The organism is Streptomyces sp. R41, assembly GCF_041053055.1.
Classification (GTDB): Bacteria; Actinomycetota; Actinomycetes; order Streptomycetales; family Streptomycetaceae; genus Streptomyces.
Genome location: NZ_CP163443.1, coordinates 3,094,589 through 3,118,784, shown reverse-complemented (window position 1 = coordinate 3,118,784; position 24,196 = coordinate 3,094,589). Strand labels below are relative to the sequence as shown.

Genomic DNA, 24,196 nt, shown 5'->3' with positions numbered 1-24,196 from the left:
ATATGGGTCATTGGTTGTACCGGAACATCATCGAACCGGGAAAGCTGCCACTGCTGCTGGCACTCGCCTCCTTCGTGCTGACCTTCGTGATCACCCGCGTCATCGTCCGGCTGATCCGTGCGGGCAAGGGCCCCTTCGGCAATGTGAAGGCCGGCGGCCTGCACATCCACCACGTCGTGCCCGGTGTCGTGCTGATGGTGATCGGCGGTTTCGGCGCGGTGGCCAGCAGCCGGTACGGGTTCGGCGCGGGCCTGAGCGCCGTGCTGTTCGGGATCGGCGCGGGCCTGGTGCTCGACGAGTTCGCGTTGATCCTGCACCTCGACGACGTCTACTGGACCGAGGCCGGCCGCCAGAGCGTCGAGGTCGTGGTGGTCACGGCGGCTCTCGTCGGCCTCGCACTCATCGGCTTCTCGCCGTTCGGCGTCAACGACCTCAGCGATCAGGAACTGCAGGACCGCGGAGGCGTGATCCTGACCGTCGCGGTGAACTTCCTCTTCGCGCTGCTCGCCCTCAGCAAGGGCAAGATGCGCACCGCCGTCTTCGGCGTGATCGTCCCCTTCATCGCCCTCATCGGCGCGGTCCGGCTGGCCCGGCCCGGCTCCCCGTGGGCCAAACGCCTCTATCGCCGACGGCCGCGCGCCCGGGCCAGGTCGCGACTGCGCGCCTACCGCCATGACCGCCGCTGGGCGGGCCCAAGTCGCAAGTTTCAGGACTGGATCGGCGGCAAACCGGACGACGAACTCGCCCGGCCCCTGCCCGGACACCGATGAAGCCGGTGGCGCAGCGCGGAAATCCCGCACACCACCAGCACGGCGGCGATGGCCGCGAGGTGTTCCTTGCCCGCTAGGTTCTCCTTGAGGAGCACCTCGACCACCATGGCGCCGACGACCACACCCGCCGTGATGTGTGCGCGATAGCGCCAGCCGAGGAACACGGCGAGACCCACCACGGCCGCCGACGGGCCGGTGTCGACGACCGGCGCGTCCGACCCGGGCAGACCCAGCGGGCTGTGCGGGCCAAGGGCGATGCCGACGCGCGCGTAGAGCGTCCCGGCCAGCGTGGCGACGTACGCGATGACGAGCGTGCGCCACCAGCCGAGACAGATCTCGGCGATGCCGAACACGATGAGGATCTGCGCGAGCGCACCCCACACCGGGAGATCCAGGGCCGGTACGAACAAGGAGAGCGGGGTGCGCAGAAGGGCCGCCCAGAGCGGCTCCTCGGCCCGTACGGAGCCGATGTTCTGGACGAACTGAAAGCCCCACGACTGGTTCTGCACGAACTGGAGCACGGCCGTCAGGCACACCGCGCCGATGGTCATGGGGATCGCCCGCAGGCGCCTTTCGGCGAGCGCGCCGCGAACGGTGACGTACAGCAGTCCCCATTCGGCGCGGGCCCAGCGGGCGAGCGTGTTCATCTGTGCGACTCCAGGTGCTTTCGGTGCAGCCACTTCGGCAGTCCCGGCGCCTCCAGGAACCCCTCGGCGCGCGCGGACGCGACACCGATGCGCAGCAGGTCCGCGCTCTTCTCGAAGAGCAGGAACCGTGGCTCCCAGATGGGCCGGTACTTTGCGTTGGCGCGGTACAGCGACTCGATCTGCCACCAGCGCGAGAAGAAGCTGAGCAGCGAGCGCCACAGCCTCAGCACCGGCCCGGCGCCGAGGCGCGCGCCACGTTCGAAGACCGAACGGAACATGGCGAAGTTGAGCGAGATCTGAGTGATCTTGATCTCCTGGGCCCGTCGCAGGAGTTCGATCACCATGAACTCCATCAGCCCGTTCTCACAGGCCCGGTCGCGCCGCATGAGGTCCAGGGAGAGCCCGTGCGGCCCCCACGGCACGAAGGACAGCACCGCCCTCAACTCACCCTGGGCATCGGTGCATTCGAGCATCACGCACTGTCCGTCGTCCGGGTCGCCGAGCCGCCCGAGCGCCATGCTGAACCCGCGCTCCGTCGCCCCGTCCCGCCAGTCGTCGGCGCGCATGAGGAGATACGCCATCTCCTCGGCCGGGATGTCCTCGTGGCGCCGGATGCGCACCTGGTAGCCCGCGCGCTTGACGCGGTTGTAGGCCTGCCGGACGGTGCGCATCGCCCGCCCCGCGAGGGTGAACTCGGCGGTCTCCACGATGGCTTCGTCGCCGAGTTCGAGGGCGTCGAGGCCGTGCCGGGAGTAGATCGTGCCCGCCTCTTCGCTCGCGCCCATCACCGCCGGGATCCAGCCGTGCGCGCGGGCCTCGGCGAGCCAGGGCTCGATGGCGCCGGGCCATGCCTCCGGGTCGCCGATCGGGTCGCCGGAGGCCAGCGAGACCCCGCCGACGACGCGGTACGCCACCGCGGCCTTGCCGGTCGGCGACCAGACCACGCTCTTCTCACGGCGCAGGGCGAAGTAGCCGAGCGAGTCCCGGTCGCCGTTCTTCTCCAGCAGCGCGCGCAGCCGCTTCTCGTCGTCCTCGGTGAGCGGGTCGACGGCGCGGCGGGAGCGGAAGGCCGCGTAGAAGACGGCGAGGACCAGCAGGGTGCTGAACACGTTGATGGTGACGTTGACCCAGTTGGGCGTCGCGATCCCGGGGAAGTGGGAGTCGTCGGCGGCGACCGAGACGAGCCGCAGAGTGCCGTAGCGCCAGCGGTCCGGGAAGGTCGAACGGTGCGCGTCATGGGCGTGGTTGGTGACCGTGACCAGCAGTGTGGCGAGCAGCGAGGTGACCAGCAGCCCGCCGACCGCGACGACCGCGGCGAGCTTGGGATTCGAGCGGTCGCCCTTCGCGTAGAACTCCCGGCGGCCGACGACGAGCGAGGCGACGAACGCGGCGGTCAGGACGAGCGAGATCCAGTTCTGCGCGTACTGGCGGATCTCCGGGAACGCCATCGCCACGGCGAACAGCAGCAGGAACAGCCCGCTGAGGACGAAGTTGAGGATCCACGCGGCCCGTTTGCGCCGCCGCATGGTGATGGCGAGGAACATCGTGAACACACCGGAGGCGAAGCCTGCCGTCAGCAGGTACGGCGTGAAGTAGTTCTCCGTGTTGTGCCGGCGCACGTCCTGCCCGAGCGAGACCCACGCGGCGCTCAGGAAGTTGATGAACGTGACGGCACGCAGATACCAGACGGCGAAGGCGGCGGCGCGCCCTGAGGCAGCGGTGGACCGCCGGTCCCCGTCCCCCTGGCGGGCCGACGCCCGCTCCCGCTCGGCGGCAATTCGGGCATCTCCCATAAAGCGCGATGATATGGGGCGGGGTGGTGTGTGCGGGGGAGGGGTGCGGCTGCTGATACGTCTGCGCTGCGGCTGGGCTCTGTGGTGAGCTCTTCGCCACTCCGCGCCGGGATCCTTGGCGCTCCGCGCCGGGTGTTTCCCGCCCGGCCGCCCGACTCGGCCGTCTGCCGAGGTGCCCTCTCACGGCTGCCGTCGCGCTGCTCCGCGGCGGGATCTACGGCGCTGCGCGCGGGTGTTCTCCTGCCCGCCCGACTCGGCCGACTGCCGAGGTGCCCTCTCACGGCTGCCGTCGCGCTGCTCCGCGGCGGGATCTACGGCGCTCCGCGCGGGTGTTCTCCTGCCCGCCCGACTCGGCCGACTGCCGAGGTGCCCTCTCACGGCTGCCGTCGCGCTGCTCCGCGGCGGGATCTACGGCGCTGCGCGCGGGTGTTCTCCTGCCCGCCCGACTCGGCCGACTGCCGAGGTGCCCTCTCACGGCTGCCGTCGCGCCGCTCCACGGTGGGATCGACAGCGCTCCGCGCCGGGTATTTCCCGCCCGTCCGCCCACTCGACTCGGTCTGCTGCCGAGGTGGCCCTCGACCTATTGCCCGCCGTTGCCGGTCGCCGTCGCTGCCGCCCCTGCTTCCGGGCAAGGAGAATCCGCCGCATCGGCCGAGCGCCGTGGCGGCGGATTTCGGGGGTCCCGGGCCAACCGTCGGGCGATTACTCGTCCTCGTCGGAGTCCTCGTTCTCGGGCTTCGCCTCGGGGGAGGGGGCCTCCGGCAGGTCGGCCGCCAAGGCTGCCGCCGCCTGGACCAGGGGGAGTGCCAGCAGTGCGCCGGCGCCCTCGCCGACGGTCACCCCGTGGTCGAGGAGCGGCTCGAGGGCCATCCGGTCCAGCGCCTTCGCCTGGGCCGGCTCGCCGCTGTTCTGGCCGGCCAGCCACCAGTCCGGCGCGCGGAAGGCGACCCGCTGCCCGACCAGGGCGCACGCGGCGGAGACGACGCCGTCGAGGATCACCGGCATCTTCCGCACCGCGCTCTGCAAGAGGAACCCGGTCATCGCCGCGAGGTCCGCCCCGCCGACCGTCGCGAGCAGTTGCAGCTGATCCCCGAGCACGGGCCGGGCCCGCCGCAGGGCGTCCCGCACGGCGGCGCACTTGCGCATCCACGCGAGGTCGTCGATGGCCTGCCCGCCCCGCCCGGTGACGACGGACGCGTCGGTTCCGCACAGCGCGGCGACCAGCACGGCGGCCGCCGTGGTCCCGCCGACGCTGATGTCGCCGAGCACCACCAGATCCGTACCGGAGTCCGCCTCTTCGTCCGCGATCGCGACGCCCACGCGGAACGCGGCCTCCGCCTCCTCCAGGGGCAGCGCGTCCTCGACGTCGATACGTCCCGAACCACGTCGCACCCGATGCCGTACGACCTCGTCGGGCAGCCCTTCCGGCTCGCAGTCCAGCGCCATGTCGATGACGCGCACCGGCACGCCGAGCCGCCGGGCGAGGATCGCCGCCGGGCTCGCGCCCTCCAGGACCGCCCGCACCAACTGGTCGGCGCTGCCCGCGGGCCGCGCCGACACGCCCAGTGCGGCGACCCCGTGGTCGCCCGCGAACAGCACCACACGCGGGTGCTCGATCGGCCGCACAGGCACCGCGGACTGCGCCGCCGCCAGCCACTCACCCAGGTCGTCGAGGCGGCCCAGTGCCCCGGGCGGCACGATCTGGCGCTCCCGGCGCGCCTCGGCGTCCCGGCGCACGCCTCCGTCGGGGCGCTCGATCAGATCGGTGAAGTCGTCGAGATTAAGCGAGCTCATTCGCCGAACAGTACCGGCAGCGATCGAACACGTCCGCGCCACGTCGTTGCACCCCGGATCGCGTTCCGCTACGTACCGTTTGTGTCGGATTGTCGTACGGCCCGGTAGTCCTCACTCAGGTCCTCCAGCCGCCCCCACGGCCCCGCGTCCCCCAGGAGTGCCCATGCCCCCCACCCCGCAGTCGATCGCCGAACGCCGCGCCGCCTACGCCGCCGAACTCGCCCAGGGCACCGAACGGTTCCACGAACCGCGCCGGGACGACTGCCCCTGGTGCGGCTCGAGGTGGCTGCACACCCGGTTGCGTACGCCGGATCTGGTGCAGCGCAAGCCCGGCACGTTCGTCGTCGACGAGTGCGGGGACTGTGCCCACGCCTTCCAGAACCCGCGGCTCACGGCGGAGGGGCTGGCCTTCTATCACCGGGACCTGAGGGGCGGCGCTCACGAGGGCCTCGTCGAGCGGCTCCTCGGCGCCCGGGGCAGCCGCGCACGCCACCGCGCCGCCGCCCGCGCGATGCTGCCGTACGCCGAGCCCGAGAGCTGGCTCGACGTCGGCACCGGGCACGGGCACTTCCCGGCCGTCGCCAAGGCGGTCCACCCGTACACGGCCTTCGACGGGCTCGACGCCACGCGGCGCGTCGCGAAGGCGCGGGCGGCCGGGCGCGTCGAGGAGGCGCACCAGGGCCGGCTCACCGACTCCCACATCGCCGAGCGGCTGCGCGCCCGCTACGACGTCGTCAGCATGTTCCACCACTTGGAGCACACGCCCGACCCGCGCGAGGAACTGCGCGCCGCCATGGTGGTGCTGCGGCCCGGCGGGCACCTCCTCGTCGAAGTCCCGGACCCCGACTGCGCGTTCGGCGCGCTGCTGGGCAAGTGGTGGGTGTCGTACGGCCAGCCGCGCCACCTCCACCTCATGCCGCTGCCCAACCTGCTGGGCGAACTCGAGTCCCTCGGCTGCGCGATCGTCGCGACGGACCGTCGCGAACCGCACATCCCGTACGACCTCGCGGGCGCCCTCGCTCTGGCCCTCGGTCGCGTTCTGCCCGACCTCGACGCGCCCTGGCGGCCCACGCCGCCGAGCCCGCTCCAGCGCACGCTGCACACGGCCCTGACCCGAGCGTCCAGCCCCCTTCTGGCCACGACCTCAGCCCTGGACCACGCCCTCGCCCCCCTCTTCCGCCGCACCCGCTTCTCCAACGCGTTCCGCATCATCGCGCGGCGGTGAGGCCTTGTGCCGCTCCGCTGCTCGGCATCGGCCCGCTCCGCGGCCCTCTCAACCCCGCAGGGACAGCGCCTGCCCGGCCACCACCAACAGCACGTGCTCGCACTCCTTCGCGAACACCGCATTCAGCCGCCCGAGTTCGTCGCGGTAGCGCCGCCCCGACGCGGTGGCGGGGACGATGCCGGAGCCGACCTCGTTGGAGACGGCGACGAGGGTGCGGCGGGTGTTGCGGACGGCGGTGGTGAGTTCCTCGACGCGGGCGCGCAACGCGCGTTCGCCGCCGCCCGCCCACTCCGCGTCGTCCCAGGCGTTCACGGAGTCCATCGCGTCCGTCAGCCACAGGGACAGGCAGTCGATGAGCAGGGGAGGGCCGTCCTCCGCCAGGAGGGGGAGGAGGTCGCAGGTCTCGGTGGTGCGCCAGGAGCCGGGGCGCCGCTCACGATGCGCGCTGACCCGTGACGCCCACTCGATGTCCCCGTTGCGGGAGCCGCCCGTCGCGACGTACAGGACGTCGGGGAAGGCCTCGAGCCGCCGCTCCGCCTCCACCGACTTGCCCGAACGCGCGCCGCCGAGCACGAGCGTGCGGCGCGGCACATCCGGTACGTCCTCGTAGACGCCCACGTCCAGCGTCGTCCCGTCCGGCACCGCCCGCGCGCCCGCCGCCGCGAGCCGCCGCCGCAGTTCGGGCCCCGGCGGCACGTCGTGGTCGAGGTGCACCGCGATCACGTCCGTCGTCGGCCCGACCGCGCCGACCGCCCGCAGCTTCGCCAGGCCGTCGGGGCGCCCCACCACATCGGCGAGCACCATGTCGTACGTGTCACCGTTCGCGTCGAGCCCGGCGGGCGCCGCGCCCGGCGGCAGATAGAGCAGCCGCTGACCGTCCGGCCCGGTCACCGCGTACCCCGTGCCGGGCGCGTCCATCGGCACCGCCCGCACCCGGTGCCCGGTGAGCAGCGCCAACTCACGCCCGTCGGGCACCCGCCCGGGCTGTGGCAGCCCGGCCGGCACCTCGACCGCGGGCCCGTCGTGCGGATGCGAGAGCAGCACCTGCCGTACGCCGCCCAGCGAGTGCCCGGCGCGGGCGGCCGCGAACGCCGCGCCGGGCGTGAGGTCGAGCAGCAGCGTGCCGTCCACGAGCAGCGCGGTGGCCGCCCGCGCGTTCTCGCCGAGCGCGGTCGCGCAGGCCGCGCAGGGACAGTCGGGGCGGGGCAGGCCCTCGGGGGCACCGGTGCCGAGCAGAGTCAGTTCCACGAGGTTGATTTTTACGTGTCGCCGCAGGTCTTGCGCGTCCGGCTAGGCTTCGGACAGGAGCCGGATCTTGTCCGGCTCCTGCTGTGCAGTGTGCTCACACCCTGGAGGCGTACATGGCGGCATGGACGTGGCGGTTCGAGAAGTCCGACGGGACAGAGGTCCAACCCGCGGTGCAGCCCGAGGAGTTCACCACGCAGGGGGACGCCGAGTCCTGGATCGGCGAGGTGTGGAAGGACCTGCTCGAGGGCGGCGCGGACCAGGTGTTCCTCTTCGAGGACAGCACGCAGATCTACGGGCCGATGAGCCTGCACGCCGAACCGGAGTAGGCCGGTCGGGGTTGCCGGGGCCCGACCCCGGCAACCCGCCCACTGCGGCCGCCCGCCCCCCGCGCTCCTCGCCCACCGTTGTCGCCCGACGGCTGCTGGTCGCCCACCGCGGTAGCCCGAAAGCCGCTGGTCGCCCGACGTCAGATCTCCCCCAACGTCACCACGACCGTGTTCTCGCTTCCGCCCCGCAAGAACGTCACCTTCGTCCTGTCGCCCGGCTTTTGGGCCGCGAGGGCCTCGGAGAGCGAGATGATCGTCGTGATGTCGGTGTCGCCGACCCTGATGATGACGTCACCGGGCTGGATGCCCGCCCTGTCGGCCGCGCCGCCGCTCTTCACCGCGACCACGGCGACCCCCGCGGGCTGGTAGTTGTCGTTGACGACCGTACGGCCCGTGATGTCGAGCGCGGCCCGTCCCGAGTCGGTGACCTTGCCGTTCTTGATGATCTGGTCGGCGATCGTCTTCACCAGCGACGCGGGGATCGCGAAGCCGATGCCGGGCGCCGCGCTGCCGCCGAGATCGGGGTCGGTCGCGGCGAGTGTGGGGATGCCGATGATCTGAGCGTCGAGATTCACCAGCGCGCCGCCGCTGTTGCCGGGGTTGATCGCCGCCGAGGTCTGCACCATGTTCCCGATGGTGGCCCCCGTACCGCCGCCGGTGGTGCCCTCGCTGACGGTGCGTCCGGTCGCCGAGACGATGCCCTGGGTCACGCTGGACGAGAGCCCGAGCGGCGACCCCATCGCCAGCACGATCTGGCCGACCTCGACCTTCGAGGAGTCCCCGAGGGTCACCGCCTTCAGTCCTTCGGGGATCTTGTCCAGCTTGATGACGGCGAGATCCTGCTCCGGGTACGCGTAGACGAGCGTCGCCGTCAGTGCGTCCTCGTTGTTGGCCGTCGTGACCCTGAATGTCTTCTCGTTGCCGACCACGTGCGCGTTGGTGACGATGTGCCCCTTGTCGTCGTACACCACGCCCGACCCCAGATCATGGCTCGCCTGGATCTGCACCACCGACGGCAGGACTTCCTTGATCACCTTCAGGTAGTCGTCCTGGAGGTCATTGGACACCTGGGGGACAGCGGCCTGCGTCGTCGTCGCACCGTCCTTCTTGGACGACGAGGATTCGTCGGTGCAGCCGGCGAGCAGGGCCGCCGAACAGGCGAGAACGGCTACGGACGCAAGGAGCCGGAGGGTGCGAGTACGGGCGCGGGGGCGGGTAGGCGTACAGGGAGCATCCATGCCCGAAGTGTCCCTTTTCGGCGGATGCCCTGACGTGTGATGCGCACCCGAACGGGTCGCTCAGCCACGCACTCCGCACAGGTGCAGCAACGCCGCCACCTGGCGATAGGGATCTGTCCGCCCGGCCCGCTCCTCCGCGGCCAGCAGGCTCTCCGCATCCGGCGGAACCGGCGCCCCGTCGGCCGCGGTGTCCGTGAAGACCCGCACCCCGTACCAGGCGTGCAACGGCGCGCCGATCCCCGCGAGCGTGGACGTCAGCGTGGCGAGCCGATCGGCGCGGACGTCGAGACCGAGCCGGTTCGTGTACGCGGTCGTGTCGAACGAGGCGAGCGTCGCCGCCCAGTCCCCGGACAGCCCGGGCCGCATGGCCAGCGCGTCGGCGTTCCGCACGAGCAGCGAGAGCAGCCCGCCGGGGGCCAGCATCCGCGCCAGGCCGGCCAGCAGCGCGTCCGGCTCCTCGACGTACATCAGTACGCCGTGGCACAGCACCACGTCGAAGCTGCCCGGCAGGAAGTGGACGCCGGTTTCCCGGCCGTCGCCCTCGATGAGCCGTACGCGTCCACGGATGCCCTCGGGTTCGGCGGCCAGCGCCTCCCGGGCCACCGCGAGCATCTTCGCGTCCTGCTCCAGACCGGTCACCTGATGCCCGGCCCGGGCAAGGCGCAGCGCCTGCGTGCCCTGGCCCATCCCGACGTCGAGGATCCGCAGCCGCAGGCCCACCGGGAACCGCGCGGCTATCTGCTCGTCGAGCTGCCGGGCCACCAGCTCCTGTCGTACGACATCACGCAGGCCGCCCAGCTTGTTCAGCCAGGCGTCCGCCGCGCCCCCGGAGAAAGACGTCGTGCTCAGGGCCGCTCTCCGCGCTTGACCTGCGGCTTCGGAAGCCGGAGTCGACGCATCTGGAGGGTGCGCATCAGCGCGTAGGGGACCGCACCCTTCTTGGGCACGTCGGGGAAGCGCGCGTTGAGCTGCTTCTTCAGGCGGATCGCGATACCGATCGAGTCCACCACGATCATCACGATCACCACGAGCCACAGCAGCAGCGCGATGTTCTGCAGCGAGCCCACGCGGACCATGCTCAGGACGAGGATGACCACGGCCAGCGGCAGGAAGAACTCGGCGATGCAGAAGCGCGAGTCCACGAAGTCGCGGGCGAACTTCCGCACCGGCCCCTTGTCGCGGGCGGGCAGATAGCGCTCGTCACCGCTGGCCAGCGCCTGGCGCTGTCGCTCCATCGCGGCACGGCGATCGTCGCGCTGCCGCTTGGCCGCCTCCTTGCGGTTCGTCGGCGTAGTGGCCACGCTGCGACGCTGGGTCTGGGCCTCACTGCGCTTGGGCGTGGGGCGGCCCTTGGGGGCCTGCGGGTCACGGGTCTGCTTGGAGTCGGTCACCTGCGCCTTGTCGGCGGGGGCCTTCTCTTCCTTGGCACGGCTACGGAACACAAAACCCAAGGGTACGGGGTTCGGGGGCATGGACGTCGTTCGAGTGGGGAACGATCTGGCAACACCGTGCGTCTGTAGTGGGACAGAGGGGACGTTGCGCGCGGCTTTGCCGGGTGGCGGGGCCGGGGACCCCGAGGTCCACCTACTCCCTACGCCGGAGCGGTGCCGTACGCAGTCGTCCTTGGGGATGAGCGCATCCGTCCCCGAACAGTGCGGTAATGGATGCAGGGCCCGTACTGTGGGTTCTGTTGCAGTACCTGGAGCTGGAGTCCGTCAGAAGGGGGCGCGCGAAGCCCATGAGCGGTGTCATGAAGCGTATGGGGATGATCTTCCGCGCGAAGGCGAACAAGGCCCTTGACCGGGCCGAGGACCCGCGCGAAACCCTCGATTACTCGTACCAGAAGCAGCTGGAGCTGCTGCAGAAGGTGCGCCGCGGCGTCGCGGATGTGGCGACCAGCCGCAAGCGCCTCGAACTGCAGCTGAACCAGCTCCAGAGCCAGTCCACCAAGCTGGAGGACCAGGGCCGCAAGGCGCTCGCGCTGGGCCGCGAGGACCTGGCGCGTGAGGCGCTGTCCCGCCGCGCCGCCCTCCAGCAGCAGGTCACCGACCTGGAGACGCAGCACCAGACCCTCCAGGGCGAGGAGGAGAAGCTCACCCTCGCGGCCCAGCGTCTCCAGGCGAAGGTCGACGCCTTCCGCACCAAGAAGGAGACGATCAAGGCGACGTACACGGCGGCCCAGGCGCAGACCCGTATCGGCGAGGCGTTCTCCGGCATCTCCGAGGAGATGGGCGACGTCGGCATGGCGATCCAGCGTGCCGAGGACAAGACCGCGCAGCTCCAGGCGCGCGCCGGCGCCATCGACGAGCTGCTGGCCTCCGGTGCCCTCGACGACCAGTCCGGGCTGGCCAAGGACGACATCCAGAGCGAGCTGGACCGGCTCTCCGGTGGTACGGATGTAGAGCTGGAGCTGCAGCGTATGAAGGCGGAGCTGGCCGGTGGGTCCTCGCCGCAGCAGGCGATCGAGGGCGGTACCGGGCAGTCGCAGTCCCCGTCGCAGCCGCAGGACACTCCGCGCTTCGACAAGCAGTGAGCGAGTGACCGACTGATCGGGTCCCACGCCTGAGGAGGGCGACATGATCGTACGGATCATGGGGGAGGGGCAGGTGAGGCTGGACGACAGCCACCTCACCGAACTGAACAAACTGGACGACGAGCTGCTCGCCGAGATGGAGAGCGGTGACGAGTCCGGCTTCCGCCGCACGCTGTGCGCTCTCCTGGAATCGGTACGCCGCCTCGGCGCTCCGCTCCCCGACGACGCGCTGGAACCCTCGGAACTGATCCTCCCGTCCCCGGACGCGACCCTCGAAGAGGTCCGCGAAATGCTGAGCGACGAGGGCCTGATCCCCGGCTGACGGGTTTTTCGCGCAGTTCCCCGCGCCCCTGAAAAGGGGCGCGGGGAACTGCGCAATCTTTTAGCGGGGGTCTGGGGGCGGCAGCCCCCAGGTACGGGACGGGTAGGGGCGGAGGGGGCGAAAACCTGCTTCGCGGTACCCGGTAGCACCCGTTCCAAGCCCCGCAGGGGCCCCGTACCGTAAACGGAGTGAGCACTCTGGAGCGGACGAGGGACTGGCTGCGCGCCCACCCCCTGGCCCTGGACGCCGCCCTCGCCGCAGGCGTCCTCGCCTGCATGGTCGCCGGCTCCTTCGTCGACCCGCACGGCGAGAACGGCGCGACCTGGGGCGCCCGCACCCCGAACGCCCTCAGCCTCGCTCTGATGGTGCTCGGCGCCGCGGCCCTGGTCTTCCGCCGCCGCGCCCCGATGACGGTCCTCGCGGCCACGGGAGCCGTCTCCCTGGTGGAGCTGGCCACCGGCGACCCCAGAGCCCCGGTGGCGATGTCCGCCGTCGTCGCCCTCTACACCGTCGCGTCGGCCACCGACCGCCCCACGACCTGGCGCGTCGGACTGATCACGATGACGGTCCTGACGGCGGTCGCGATGCCCGCGGGACCAATGCCCTGGTACGCCCAGGAGAACCTCGGCATCTTCGCCTGGACCGGCATGGCCGCCGCCGCGGGCGACGCCGTACGCAGCCGGCGCGCCTTCGTGCACGCCATCCGCGAGCGCGCCGAACGCGCCGAACGCACCCGCGAGGAAGAGGCCCGCCGCCGCGTCGCCGAGGAACGGCTGCGGATCGCCCGCGATCTGCACGACGTCGTCGCCCATCACATCGCCCTGGTGAACGTCCAGGCGGGCGTAGCCGCCCACGTCATGGACAAGCGGCCGGACCAGGCCAAGGAAGCCCTCGCGCACGTCCGCGAGGCCAGTCGCTCCGCCCTCAACGAACTCCGCGCCACCGTGGGCCTCTTGCGCCAGTCCGGCGACCCCGAGGCCCCCACCGAACCCGCCCCCGGCCTCGCCCGGCTCGACGAACTCGCCGACACCTTCCGCAACGCCGGCCTCCCCGTCGAAGTCGCCCGCTGCGACCAGGGCACCACCCTCCCCGCCGCCGTCGACCTCGCCGCGTACCGCGTCATCCAGGAGGCCCTCACCAATGTGCAGAAGCACGCGGGCCAGGAGGCGAAGGCCGAGGTCAGCGTCGTCCGGGTGGGACCGAATGTGGAAGTCACGGTGCTCGACAACGGGCCCGGGCAGGACGACGGGCCACAGGAGGGCGGCGGGCACGGGCTGCTGGGCATGCGCGAGCGGGTCACCGCGCTCGGCGGTGTCTGCACGGCCGGTCCCCGATACGGAGGCGGCTTCCGGGTCCATGCGATCCTTCCGGTCAAGAACCGCACGCCTGCCATGGGGGACCCCGTATGACCATCCGTGTCCTGCTCGCCGACGACCAGGCACTGCTGCGCAGCGCCTTCCGTGTGCTCGTCGACTCGGAGCCCGACATGGAGGTCGTCGGCGAGGCGTCCGACGGCGCGGAGGCGGTGCGGCTGACGAGGGACGAGCGCGCCGACGTCGTCCTCATGGACATCCGGATGCCCGGGACCGACGGGCTCGCCGCCACACGGCTGATCACCGCCGACCCGGGGCTCGCGCACGTACGGGTGGTCATGCTGACGACCTTCGAGGTCGACGAGTACGTGGTGCAGTCGCTGCGGGCCGGCGCGTCCGGGTTCCTCGGGAAGGGCGCCGAGCCCGAGGAGCTGCTGAACGCGATTCGGATTGCCGCGGGTGGAGAGGCGCTGTTGTCCCCGGCGGCCACCAAGGGGCTGATCGCCAAGTTCCTCGCGCAGGGCGACGGTGCGGACGAGGAGCGGGATCCGGCCCGCGCCGAGCGGCTCGACGCGCTCACCGGACGCGAGCGCGAGGTGCTCGTCCAGGTCGCGGGCGGGCACTCCAACGACGAGATCGCCGAGCGGCTCGAAGTCAGCCCGCTGACGGTGAAGACGCACGTCAACCGGGCCATGGCGAAGCTCGGCGCGCGCGACCGGGCGCAACTGGTCGTCATCGCGTACGAGTCCGGGCTGGTCCGTCCAAGGGTGGACTGAGCTCCACCCGGGCGTACTGCGCCTGGAGTAGGAGCGGCATAAGGAAATGGACTCAGGGGCTACGGATCGGGCCCTTTCCATGGCTCAGGGTGTGACGTGGGGCGCTCACATGTGCTCGCCCCATTGCTCCACGTTCCGCTCAAGCCACAGAAGAGAGACCCGCCACCCATGTCCTGGCTGTCCAGATTCAGCCTCGCGCAACGGGCCCTCATAGGGCTGATCTCGATCATCGCGCTCGCCTTCGGAGCGATCGCGATCCCCCAGCTCAAGCAGCAGCTGCTGCCCACCATCGAACTGCCCATGGTCTCCGTGCTCGCGCCGTACCAGGGCGCGTCTCCCGATGTGGTGGAGAAGCAGGTCGTCGAGCCCATCGAGGACACCCTCGAAGCCGTCGACGGCATCACCGGTGTCACGTCCACGGCCAGCGAGGGCAACGCCGTGATCATGGCGTCCTTCGACTACGGCAACGACACCAAGCAGCTCGTCGCCGACGTCCAGCAGGCCGTCAACCGCGCGCGCGTCCAGCTCCCGGACGACGTCGACCCGCAGGTCATCGCCGGTTCGACGGACGACATCCCGACCGTCGTCCTCGCCGTCACCTCGGACAAGGACCAGCAGGCGCTGTCCGACCAGCTCGACCGGACCGTCGTGCCCGACCTGAAGGACATCGACGGCGTCGGCCAGGTGACGGTCGACGGCGTACGCGACGTCCAGGTCACGGTCACCCCCGACGACAAGAAGATGGCGAGGGCCGGCCTCACCTCCGCCGCCCTCGGCCAGGCCCTGCAGGCGGGCGGCGCGACCGTCCCCGCCGGCTCCTTCGACGAGGACGGCAGCAACCGCACCGTCCAGGTCGGCGGCGGCTTCACCTCCCTGAAGCAGATCGAGGACCTGATGGTCACGGGCGCCCAGGGGAAGAAGCCGGTACGCCTCGGTGCCGTCGCCGGCGTCAAGCAGGAGCAGGCCAAGGCCGACTCCATCACGCGCACCGACGGCCGCCCGAGCCTCGCCGTCAACGTCACCATGGACCACGACGGCAGCGCGGTCGCCATCTCCGACGCGGTCAAGGACAAGCTGCCCGGCATGCGCAAGGACCTGGGGACCGGGGCGACGATCACCGTCGTCAGCGACCAGGGTCCGGCGGTGTCGAAGTCCATCGACGGCCTGACCACGGAGGGCGCCCTGGGCCTGCTCTTCGCGGTCCTGGTCATCCTCGTCTTCCTGGCGTCGATCCGCTCGACGCTGGTCACCGCGGTCTCGATCCCGCTGTCGGTGGTCCTGGCCCTGATCGTGCTGTGGACCCGCGACCTGTCGCTCAACATGCTCACGCTCGGCGCGCTCACCATCGCCATCGGCCGCGTCGTCGACGACTCGATCGTCGTCCTGGAGAACATCAAGCGGCATCTCGGCTACGGCGAGGAGCGCGAGGAGGCGATCCTCAAGGCGGTCCGTGAGGTGGCGGGCGCGGTCACGTCGTCGACCCTGACGACGGTCGCGGTGTTCCTCCCGATCGGCCTGACCGGCGGCATGGTGGGCGAGCTGTTCGGCTCCTTCAGCCTGACGGTCACGGCGGCGCTGCTCGCCTCCCTGCTCGTCTCGCTGACGGTCGTCCCCGTCCTGTCGTACTGGTTCCTGCGCGCCCCCAAGGGCACCCCGGCCGACGCGGACGAGGCCCGGCGCAAGGCGGAGGAGAAGGAGGCGCGCAGCCGTCTGCAGCGCTTCTACGTTCCCGTCCTGCGCTTCGCGACCCGCCGCCGTCTGACGAGCGTGCTCATCGCGGGCGCGATCCTCGTCGGCACGTTCGGCATGGCGCCCCTGCTGAAGACCAACTTCTTCGACCAGGGCGACCAGGAAGTCCTCACCGTCAAGCAGGAGTTGAAGCCGGGCACCAGCCTGGCGGCCACCGACGCGCAGGCGAAGAAGGTCGAGAAGCTGCTGGACGGCGTCAAGGGCGTCAAGGACTACCAGGTCACGATCGGTTCCTCCGGCTTCATGGCAGCCTTCGGCGGCGGTACGGACACCAACCAGGCCTCGTACCAGGTCATGCTGGACGACTCGGCGTCGTACGACGATGTCCAGAGCCGTATCGAGGACGGTCTCGGCAAGCTCTCCGGGATCGGTACGACCACGGTCTCGGCCGGAGACGGGTTCGGCAATCAGGACCTGAGCGTCGTCGTGAAGGCGGCCGACGCGGACGTGCTGCGCAAGGCGGCCGACCAGGTCCGTGACGAGGTCGCCAAGCTGGACGACGTCACGGACGTGACCAGCGACCTGGCGCAGAGCGTGCCGCGTATCTCGGTCAAGGCCAACTCCAAGGCCGCGGCGGCCGGTTTCAACGACACGACGCTCGGCGCGGCCGTCGCCGAGGCGGTCCGCGGCACCACCAGCGGCAAGGCGATCCTGGACGACACCGAGCGGGACGTCGTCATCAGGTCGGCGAAGCCGGCCGAGACGCTGGCCCAGTTGAAGAAGCTCCGGCTGGGTGCCGTGAAGCTCGGTGACATCGCGGACGTGAAGCTGGTCGACGGTCCGGTCTCGATGACCCGGATCGACGGTCAGCGGGCCGCCACGATCAGCGCGAAGCCGACCGGCGACAACACCGGTGCGGTCAGCGCCGATCTCACCTCGAAGCTGAAGGCGCTGAAGCTCCCCGCGGGTGCGACGGCGGAGATCGGCGGGGTGTCCCAGAACCAGGATGACGCGTTCGCGTCCCTGGGCCTGGCGATGCTGGCGGCGATCGCGATCGTCTTCATGCTGCTGGTGGCGACCTTCCGCTCGCTGGTCCAGCCGCTGATCCTGCTCGTCTCCATTCCCTTCGCGGCGACGGGCGCTATCGGTCTGCTGGTCGCCACCGGTACCCCGATGGGCGTTCCGGCGATGATCGGCATGCTGATGCTCATCGGCATCGTGGTGACGAACGCGATCGTGCTGATCGACCTGATCAACCAGTACCGGCGGCAGGGTTACGGCACGGTCGAGGCGGTCATCGAGGGCGGCCGTCACCGGCTGCGCCCGATCCTCATGACGGCTCTGGCGACCATCTTCGCCCTGCTCCCCATGGCGTTGGGCGTCACCGGCGAGGGCGGCTTCATCGCCCAGCCCCTGGCCGTGGTCGTCATCGGCGGCCTGATCACGTCGACCCTGCTGACGCTGCTGCTGGTCCCGACGCTGTACACGGTGATCGAACTCCGCAAGGAGCGCCGGGCGAAGAAGAAGGCGGCGAAGCGGGCGAAGAAGACCGGGGCGCCGTCCCAGCCGGCCGGGGCGGAGTCCGAGGAGCCCGAACCCGCGGGCGTCTAGCGAACGGCGGAGGCCCGGCCGACACGTGGTGTTGGCCGGGCCTCCGCCGTTGCCGGGGGCGTGGGGGGGGGACGCGGTACCCCCAACAGCCCGGAGGGGGCGGGTGGATGGGGACGAGCCTGGCCGCGCAGCGGCCGAGGCCCCGCGCCCGCCTACGGCGAGCAGCCCCCCGTGGCTACGGGAGCGCCAGCATGCGCTCCAGCGCCAGCTTGGCGAACTGCTCCGTCTCGCGGTCCACCTCGATGCGGTTGACCAGGTTGCCCTCGGCGAGGGACTCCAGGGTCCACACCAGGTGCGGCAGGTCGATGCGGTTCATCGTCGAGCAGAAGCACACCGTCTTGTCGAGGAAGACGATCTCCTTGCCCTCGGGCGCGAAACGGTTCGCGAGCCGCCGTACGAGATTCAGCTCCGTACCGATCGCCCACTTCGAGCCGGCCGGGGCGGCCTCGAGGGCCTTGATGATGTACTCCGTGGACCCCACGTAGTCGGCTGCCGCGACGACCTCGTTCTTGCACTCGGGGTGGACGAGGACCTTCACACCGGGGATCCGCTCGCGGACGTCGTTCACCGAGTCCAGCGAGAAGCGGCCGTGGACCGAGCAGTGACCCCGCCACAGGATCATCTTCGCGTCCCGCAGCTGCTCCGCCGTCAGCCCGCCGTTCGGCTTGTGCGGGTTGTAGAGAACGCAGTCGTCGAGGGACATGCCCATGTCGCGGACCGCGGTGTTGCGGCCGAGGTGCTGGTCGGGCAGGAAGAGCACCTTCGACCCCTGCTCGAAGGCCCACTCAAGGGCCCGCTGGGCGTTCGACGACGTGCAGATCGTGCCGCCGTGCTTGCCCGTGAACGCCTTGATGTCCGCGGACGAGTTCATGTACGAGACGGGCACGACCTGCTCGGCGATCCCGGCCTCGGTGAGCACGTCCCAGCACTCGGCGACCTGCTCGGCGGTGGCCATGTCGGCCATCGAGCAGCCCGCGGCGAGGTCCGGCAGGACGACCTTCTGGTCGTCGCCCGTCAGGATGTCCGCCGACTCCGCCATGAAGTGCACACCGCAGAACACGATGTACTCGGCCTCCGGGCGCGCGGCCGCGTCCCGGGCCAGCTTGAAGGAGTCGCCCGTGACGTCCGCGAACTGGATGACCTCGTCGCGCTGGTAGTGGTGGCCGAGCACGAAGACCTTGTCCCCGAGTTTCTCCTTGGCCGCGCGGGCGCGCTCCACCAGGTCCGGGTCGGACGGCGAGGGCAGGTCGCCGGGACACTCGACGCCCCGCTCGCTCCTCGGGTCGGCCTCGCGGCCGAGCAGCAGCAGGGCGAGGGGCGTCGGCTGTACGTCGAGCTCCTGGGTCTGGGCGGTGGTCACGACACGCACCCTTTCTGTTCTGCGGCTCGCCGGGCTCGTAGGGAAGCGGGCCCGGCGGAACGATGCCTTTTCGTCGAATTGACGCTATCTATCATAACCCCTTCACGTCACGTTGACGATGTCCATAGCGTCGATGTGACGTGAATCCCGGTCGCCTCTACGGCGGGTGACATACAGGTGTCGGCCGGGTTGTCCGTGGGGTTGTCCACAGGTCGGTGTTCGTGTCTGGGCGCATGTGCGAGCATGAAGAGCGAAGGCAAAAGACAAGCGCTCGGCCCGGAATGAATCCGCGGCCCCGCCGGTTGCAATCGTCGGCAAGCAGTCTCCGTACAACCCGGGAGAGAAGCAGATGTCCGTATCGGACGAGACCACCACCGTGAGCGACGGCATCATCCTGTCCGACGCCGCCGCTGCCAAGGTCAAGGCCCTGCTCGACCAGGAAGGCCGCGAAGACCTGGCGCTGCGCGTCGCAGTTCAGCCCGGCGGCTGCTCCGGCCTGCGCTACCAGCTCTTCTTCGACGAGCGCTCCCTCGACGGCGATGTCGTCAAGGACTTCGGCGGCGTCAAGGTCGTCACCGACCGCATGAGCGCCCCCTACCTGGGCGGCGCGTCCATCGACTTCGTGGACACCATCGAGAAGCAGGGCTTCACGATCGACAACCCGAACGCGACGGGCTCCTGCGCCTGCGGCGACTCCTTCAGCTAAGCCCCCGGCTCACCGGCGCCGAGCCCGCGGCGCACGGCTGAGCACGTACGGCTGAACGCGTACGAAGGCGGCGTCCCCCTCCGACAGGGACGCCGCCTTCGCGTATCCGGAGCGCCGCGGCAGCTACTGGGGCTGCACCGACTTCTGAGCGCCCGACGGCGACTGCAGCGAGGCGCCGGGCACCTTCCCCTCGGGGATCTCCTTGCCGTCCGATCCCACGACCTTGCGGTCGCCGAGCGGCTTGTCCAGGTGGACGGTCTTCTCGTAGATCTTGGCGATCAGGATGCAGATCTTGTCCGGCCAGGGCTTCTCGGTCACCGTGACGGTCACCTTGTCCGAGCTCTCGCTCGCCGAAGCGGAGTAGTCCGCGCACACCCCGCCCGTGAAGCTGACCGTCAGGTCCTTCCCGTCGACGGTGTAGCCCTGCACCTTGACGTCGCGCGACGTCGGCGCCGCGGTCGGTTCGTCGCCCGGCGCGGTCGGCGTGGGGCTCGGCTGGACGGACGGCTGCCCGGGGGCCGTCGGTGAGGTCAGATACTGCGGGTCGACGGCCGGATGCGTCACCGTGAAGCTGTCGTCCGCACCCTGCGTCCGTACCTGGAACAGCCAGGACGGCACCAGCGTCTGCCGCCCGTTCGCGTAGTGCGTCGCCAGCCCGAAGGTGGCCTTCTCGACGGTCACCGTCTGAGGCGCCGGCGTCACCGTCGAGTGCTCGCACGGCATCTCGTCCCGGTCCTTCAGCGGTACGGGGCTGGCGCAGCCGCCGATGCCCTTGCGCCCGCCGCCCGACGCGGACGCCGACCCGTTCATCAGGTCCAAGGTCTTCCGCGCACTGATGACGGGGTAGGTGTCACCCTTCACCGGCGCCTTCAACTGGCCGCTGCCGCTGAAGACCTTGCCCTCGGAGTTGACCTGGAGACCGGTGGTCCAGCCGTACGTCGGCAGCCCGCCGACCACAGGGTCAGCGTTCACCACGCGTACCTGGTCGTCGCTCATCAGCTGGCTCGCGTCCAGCTTCGCGTCGTCCTGGCCGACGGCCTTCAGCACCGGAGCGGCCGCCTTCTTGGCCTCCTCCTCGCTCACCGCCCCAGGGCGCAGACCCGCCAGGCCGCTGGACCCGACCGGTACACAGCGCTTGCCCTTCGGGCAGTTGTCGGTCCCCGGCACATACGAGCTGAAGGTCCAGGTGCCCGGCGCGTTCAGACTCACTCGCAGGTTCGGTTCCGAACCGTCCTTCGTGGAGCCGACCGTCCAGCCGTCGCCGACCAGCCTCGGCGTGCCCGCCACGCCGAGGGCCTTCGCGAGCCGGGCCACCTCCGCCTTCGTCACGTCGCCCTTCGCCCAGTACACGGGCGCCGAGTCCGGGCCGCCCGGCAGCTTGCCGTCCGCGTGGTAGGTCGCGCCGTACGGGTTGGGCTCGCCGGGCGCGATGCCGTTCGTGCCGCCCGTACCGCTCGTGGTGCCCTCGGAGTAGCCGTCGAGAGCCAGCGGCGGGGGAGTGCCGTCGCCGCCGGGGGCCCCGGAGCCGCTTCGGCCGTTCCCGCCGGACGCGGTGGTCGCGAAGTACGCCCCGCCGCCCCCGACCAGCAGGACCGCGGCGGCGACCGAGGCGACGATCACCGGAGAATGCCGACGGCGCGGCGTGCCCGGCTCGGCGCCCTCGGCGGGACCCACGGCAGGACCCTCGGCGGGATCGGTCGCGTCGTTGTCGGGTCGCTCGGTGCTCACCGCATCGCTCCTTCGGCTCCACTGCTGTCCCATGACCCGGCCCTGTCAAATATGGGCACTGACGGTCGTATACCGCATCCCCATTACGGGGGACAGCGATGGGACGCAGCGGGGGAGCGCGCGGTTCCCCGCGAGCGCTCGCCGAATTCCCCCGTTCGGCGCCGCCCGATCGGCCGTACGGGGATCAGTCGCCGTAGTCGGACATCGCGTCCAGCAGCCGCGCGGACGTCGGCGGCACGGTCACCCCGTGGATGCGTGACGGAGACACCGGGCGGGAAGTGACCTTGGCGGGAGCCGTCCAGTGCGGGGCCATCCGGGCGCAGTCGCCGCGCAGCGACGCCAGATCGCCTTCGAGGTCGAGCGGAGCGGAGCCGTGGACCTTGAGGTTCGTCATACCGGAACCGTATGCACCGTTCCCCTCACGAAGAAAGATCTACTATCGGGTAGTTTTGCCCGCTTCAGCAGGCGCCCACGGACCGGGTAGCGTGAACTGTCAATCCCCTCCCCTCGCAGGAGCGTGTCCTAGCCGTGCGTATCGCAGTCACCGGCTCCATCGCCACCGACCACCTCATGACCTTCCCCGGCCGATTCGCCGACCAGCTGGTCGCGGATCAGCTGCACACGGTCTCCCTCTCCTTCCTGGTCGACAACCTCGACGTGCGCCGGGGCGGGGTCGGCGCGAACATCGCCTTCGGCATGGGCCAGCTCGGCACCCGGCCGATCCTGGTCGGTGCGGCGGGTTCCGACTTCGACGAGTACCGCGCCTGGCTCGACCGCCACGGCGTCGACACCGACTCGGTCCGCATCTCCGAGGTGCTGCACACCGCGCGCTTCGTGTGCACCACCGACGCCGACCACAACCAGATCGGCTCCTTCTACACGGGCGCGATGAGCGAGGCCCGCCTCATCGAGCTGAAGGCCGTCTCGGACCGGGTCGGCGGTCTCGACCTGGTCCTGATCGGCGCGGACGACCCCGAGGCGATGCTCCGCCACACCGAGGAGTGCCGCTCCCGCACGATTCCGTTCGCCGCCGACTTCTCGCAGCAGATCGCCCGGATGAACGGCGACGAGATCCGGATACTGCTGGACGGAGCGACGTACCTCTTCTCGAACGAGTACGAGAAGGGGCTCATCGAGTCCAAGACCGGCTGGACGGACGAGGAGATCCTGGGCAAGGTCGGCCACCGTGTGACGACCCTCGGCGCGCAGGGTGTGCGTATCGAACAGGCGGGCGAGGAGCCCATCGAGGTCGGCTGCCCGGAGGAGGAGCGCAAGGCCGACCCCACGGGCGTCGGCGACGCGTTCCGCGCGGGCTTCCTCTCCGGCCTCGCCTGGGGCGTCCCGCTGGAGCGCGCCGCCCAGGTCGGCTGCATGCTCGCCACGCTGGTCATCGAGACGGTCGGCACCCAGGAGTACCAGCTGCGCCGCGCCCACTTCATGGACCGCTTCACCAAGGCGTACGGCCATGAGGCCGCGGCGGAGGTCCAGGAGCACCTGGCCTGATCCTGCCGGGACCATGCGTCTGTCCCTGCGGGGCCGCCGTCGGCCGCGGGTCCGCGGGGGCTGGTCGCACCCACGCGGCGGAGCCGCACATCGATACGGCCCCGCACCTTCGGGGGCGCCGCGCCGCGGCGCCCCCGGTTACGTCACCCGGCGGACGACATAGGCCGAGCCCCGGTCCGTCGGCTCCTCCCCGACGTACTCCTGCCCCCGCATCTCGCACCACGCGGGGATGTCGAGCCGTGCCGCCTCGTCGTCCGAGAGGACCCGCACCGAGCCGCCCACCGGCACGTCACCGATGACCTTCGCCAGCTCGATCACGGGGATCGGGCAGCGTTTGCCGAGGGCGTCCACGACGAGGACGTCCTCGCGCACCGCCGTCGCGGGCGACGGTGCGCCGAGCTTCTCCCGCACTCCCGTCACGGCCCCCGGAAGGACCGACAGGAACCGCTCGACGTCCGCCTCCGCCGTCCCGAGCGGCAGCGACACCCGTACGTTCCCCTCGCTCAGCACACCCATCGCCTTGAGCACATGGCTCGGCGTCAGCGTGCTGCTCGTACAGGACGATCCGGACGAGACGGAGTAACCCTCTGCGTCCAACTCGTGGAGCAGAGCCTCTCCGTCGACATAGAGACAGGAGAAGGTGACGATGCCGGGCAGCCGATGGGCCGGATCGCCCACCACCTCCACGTCCGGCACCACCTGCGGTACCCGCGCCCGGATCCGCTCCGTCAGCTCCCGCAGCCGTACCGCCTCCTGGGCCGCCTCCGCCCGCACCGCCCGCAGCGAAGCCGCCGCGGCCACGATCGCCGGGATGTTCTCGAAGCCGGCGGCCCGCCCCGACTCCCGCTCGTCCGCGGGCCCTTGGGGAGCGAACCGCACTCCTTTGCGTACGACGAGCAGCCCGACCCCCGACGGGCCACCCCATTTATGGGCACTCGCCGTCAACAGGGACCAGTCGCCCTCGACCGGCCCCCAGCCCAGCGACTGCGCCGCGTCCACCAGCAGGGGCACGCCCGCCGCCCGGCAGGTCTCGGCCACCGCGGCCACCGGCTGCTCCGTGCCCACCTCGTGGTTGGCGGACTGGAGGCAGGCGAGGGCGGTGTCGGGGCGCAGGGCGTCCGCATACGCGGAAGGGGACACCCGGCCCGCACGGTCGACCGGGACCTGTGTCACCGATCCGCCCGCCGCCTCATGGACGTCCGCCGAATGCAGCACCGACGAATGTTCGACCGCTGACACGATCAGGTGGCGTCCGACGCGGCGCCGACCGGCCAGAGCGCCCTCGATCCCGGCGTGCACCGCCCGCGTCCCCGACGTGGTGAAGACCAGCTCGTCCACCCGGCACCCCACCGCCTCGGCCGCCGCCTCCCGCGCCGCGTCGAGCAGCAACCGCGCCCGTCGCCCCTCCCGGTACAGCCGCGCGGGATCGGCCCATCCCTCCTCGAACGAGGCCTGCAGAGCCTGCCGGGCAACGGAATGAAGGGGAGCGCCAGAAGCGGCATCGAAGTAGACCACACAGCAACGCTAAATCCTCCGGGCCCCATAAGGGGCGCGGGGCTGTGACATGTACGGCTCCGCCGCGTGAGCGCGATCGACCACAGACGACCCGCAGTC

Annotated in this window: 21 protein-coding genes; 10 read left to right on the top strand and 11 right to left on the bottom strand. The window is 70.9% G+C overall.

Annotation, left to right across the window (positions count from 1 at the left end):
- The first annotated feature begins 2 nt into the window (after positions 1-2).
- Complete coding sequence (locus AB5J53_RS14590; protein ID WP_369246069.1) at positions 3-770, top strand: hypothetical protein; 768 nt, start codon at positions 3-5, stop codon at positions 768-770.
- Here AB5J53_RS14590 and AB5J53_RS14585 read toward each other — a convergent pair.
- From AB5J53_RS14585 to cobT, 3 genes are all read right to left on the bottom strand, one after another.
- Positions 707-1,417, bottom strand: a complete 711-nt coding sequence (locus tag AB5J53_RS14585) for a hypothetical protein (RefSeq protein ID WP_369246068.1) — start codon at positions 1,415-1,417, stop codon at positions 707-709. The genes AB5J53_RS14590 and AB5J53_RS14585 overlap by 64 nt on opposite strands.
- On the bottom strand, positions 1,414-3,210 hold the full coding sequence (locus tag AB5J53_RS14580) for a phosphatidylglycerol lysyltransferase domain-containing protein (RefSeq protein WP_369246067.1): 1,797 nt from the start codon (positions 3,208-3,210) through the stop codon (positions 1,414-1,416). Before AB5J53_RS14580 ends, AB5J53_RS14585 begins: the two co-directional genes overlap by 4 nt.
- Positions 3,211-3,912: 702 nt before the next feature.
- Positions 3,913-5,004: a nicotinate-nucleotide--dimethylbenzimidazole phosphoribosyltransferase gene (gene cobT / locus AB5J53_RS14575; RefSeq protein WP_369246066.1), complete on the bottom strand. Its 1,092-nt coding sequence runs from the start codon at positions 5,002-5,004 to the stop codon at positions 3,913-3,915.
- A 163-nt stretch (positions 5,005-5,167) separates the two neighbouring features.
- On the opposite strand from cobT, the gene AB5J53_RS14570 reads away from it, so the two are divergent.
- Entirely contained in the window at positions 5,168-6,229 is a 1,062-nt protein-coding gene (locus AB5J53_RS14570; protein WP_369246065.1) for a class I SAM-dependent methyltransferase, read from the top strand.
- A gap of 48 nt (positions 6,230-6,277) precedes the next feature.
- On the opposite strand, the gene AB5J53_RS14565 is transcribed toward AB5J53_RS14570, so the two are convergent.
- Positions 6,278-7,477: a bifunctional adenosylcobinamide kinase/adenosylcobinamide-phosphate guanylyltransferase gene (locus tag AB5J53_RS14565; protein ID WP_369246064.1), complete on the bottom strand. Its 1,200-nt coding sequence runs from the start codon at positions 7,475-7,477 to the stop codon at positions 6,278-6,280.
- A 113-nt stretch (positions 7,478-7,590) separates the two neighbouring features.
- On the opposite strand from AB5J53_RS14565, the gene AB5J53_RS14560 reads away from it, so the two are divergent.
- Positions 7,591-7,803 carry a hypothetical protein gene (locus AB5J53_RS14560; protein WP_099500908.1) on the top strand — a complete coding sequence of 71 codons (213 nt, stop codon included), beginning with the start codon at positions 7,591-7,593 and terminating at the stop codon, positions 7,801-7,803.
- Between the two features lie 140 nt (positions 7,804-7,943).
- Here AB5J53_RS14560 and AB5J53_RS14555 read toward each other — a convergent pair whose 3' ends face one another.
- From AB5J53_RS14555 to AB5J53_RS14545, 3 genes are all read right to left on the bottom strand, one after another.
- Positions 7,944-9,041, bottom strand: a complete 1,098-nt coding sequence (locus tag AB5J53_RS14555) for a S1C family serine protease (protein WP_369246063.1) — start codon at positions 9,039-9,041, stop codon at positions 7,944-7,946.
- 60 nt (positions 9,042-9,101) lie between these two features.
- Positions 9,102-9,803: a class I SAM-dependent methyltransferase gene (locus AB5J53_RS14550; RefSeq protein ID WP_369246062.1), complete on the bottom strand. Its 702-nt coding sequence runs from the start codon at positions 9,801-9,803 to the stop codon at positions 9,102-9,104.
- An 83-nt stretch (positions 9,804-9,886) separates the two neighbouring features.
- Positions 9,887-10,513, bottom strand: a complete 627-nt coding sequence (locus AB5J53_RS14545) for a DUF3043 domain-containing protein (protein ID WP_369246061.1) — start codon at positions 10,511-10,513, stop codon at positions 9,887-9,889.
- Positions 10,514-10,779: 266 nt separating this feature from the next.
- On the opposite strand from AB5J53_RS14545, the gene AB5J53_RS14540 reads away from it, so the two are divergent.
- The 5 genes from AB5J53_RS14540 to AB5J53_RS14520 all read left to right on the top strand — a co-directional run bounded on the left by AB5J53_RS14540 (position 10,780) and on the right by AB5J53_RS14520 (position 17,285).
- Complete coding sequence (locus tag AB5J53_RS14540; protein ID WP_369246060.1) at positions 10,780-11,574, top strand: PspA/IM30 family protein; 795 nt, start codon at positions 10,780-10,782, stop codon at positions 11,572-11,574.
- A 43-nt stretch (positions 11,575-11,617) separates the two neighbouring features.
- A complete protein-coding gene (locus AB5J53_RS14535) occupies positions 11,618-11,896 on the top strand; it encodes a hypothetical protein (protein ID WP_369246059.1) in 279 nt (92 codons plus the stop codon).
- A gap of 188 nt (positions 11,897-12,084) precedes the next feature.
- Positions 12,085-13,305, top strand: coding sequence for a sensor histidine kinase (locus AB5J53_RS14530; protein ID WP_369246058.1), 1,221 nt, complete (start codon positions 12,085-12,087; stop codon positions 13,303-13,305).
- The gene (locus AB5J53_RS14525) at positions 13,302-13,985 is read left to right on the top strand and encodes a response regulator (RefSeq protein ID WP_369246057.1); all 684 of its coding nucleotides are present in this window, start codon (positions 13,302-13,304) and stop codon (positions 13,983-13,985) included. The genes AB5J53_RS14530 and AB5J53_RS14525 overlap by 4 nt, the downstream gene beginning before the upstream one ends.
- A gap of 168 nt (positions 13,986-14,153) precedes the next feature.
- Positions 14,154-17,285, top strand: coding sequence for an efflux RND transporter permease subunit (locus tag AB5J53_RS14520; protein ID WP_369246056.1), 3,132 nt, complete (start codon positions 14,154-14,156; stop codon positions 17,283-17,285).
- Between the two features lie 175 nt (positions 17,286-17,460).
- On the opposite strand, the gene nadA is transcribed toward AB5J53_RS14520, so the two are convergent.
- A complete protein-coding gene (gene nadA, locus AB5J53_RS14515; protein WP_369246055.1) occupies positions 17,461-18,645 on the bottom strand; it encodes a quinolinate synthase NadA in 1,185 nt (394 codons plus the stop codon).
- A gap of 349 nt (positions 18,646-18,994) precedes the next feature.
- Between nadA and AB5J53_RS14510 the strand changes: the two genes are divergently transcribed.
- Positions 18,995-19,351, top strand: a complete 357-nt coding sequence (locus AB5J53_RS14510; RefSeq protein ID WP_161305473.1) for an iron-sulfur cluster assembly accessory protein — start codon at positions 18,995-18,997, stop codon at positions 19,349-19,351.
- Positions 19,352-19,474: 123 nt separating this feature from the next.
- Here AB5J53_RS14510 and AB5J53_RS14505 read toward each other — a convergent pair whose 3' ends face one another.
- Both AB5J53_RS14505 and AB5J53_RS14500 read right to left on the bottom strand, forming a co-directional pair.
- Positions 19,475-21,079 (bottom strand): hypothetical protein, encoded by a 1,605-nt coding sequence (locus AB5J53_RS14505; protein WP_369246054.1) that lies wholly within the window; start codon positions 21,077-21,079, stop codon positions 19,475-19,477.
- Between the two features lie 184 nt (positions 21,080-21,263).
- Positions 21,264-21,473: a hypothetical protein gene (locus AB5J53_RS14500; protein WP_369246053.1), complete on the bottom strand. Its 210-nt coding sequence runs from the start codon at positions 21,471-21,473 to the stop codon at positions 21,264-21,266.
- A gap of 134 nt (positions 21,474-21,607) precedes the next feature.
- Here AB5J53_RS14500 and AB5J53_RS14495 point away from each other — a divergent pair, with 134 nt between their 5' ends.
- Positions 21,608-22,582: a carbohydrate kinase family protein gene (locus AB5J53_RS14495; protein ID WP_369246052.1), complete on the top strand. Its 975-nt coding sequence runs from the start codon at positions 21,608-21,610 to the stop codon at positions 22,580-22,582.
- Between the two features lie 138 nt (positions 22,583-22,720).
- On the opposite strand, the gene AB5J53_RS14490 is transcribed toward AB5J53_RS14495, so the two are convergent.
- Positions 22,721-24,097: a cysteine desulfurase/sulfurtransferase TusA family protein gene (locus AB5J53_RS14490; protein ID WP_369246051.1), complete on the bottom strand. Its 1,377-nt coding sequence runs from the start codon at positions 24,095-24,097 to the stop codon at positions 22,721-22,723.
- Between the last annotated feature and the right edge of the window lie 99 nt (positions 24,098-24,196).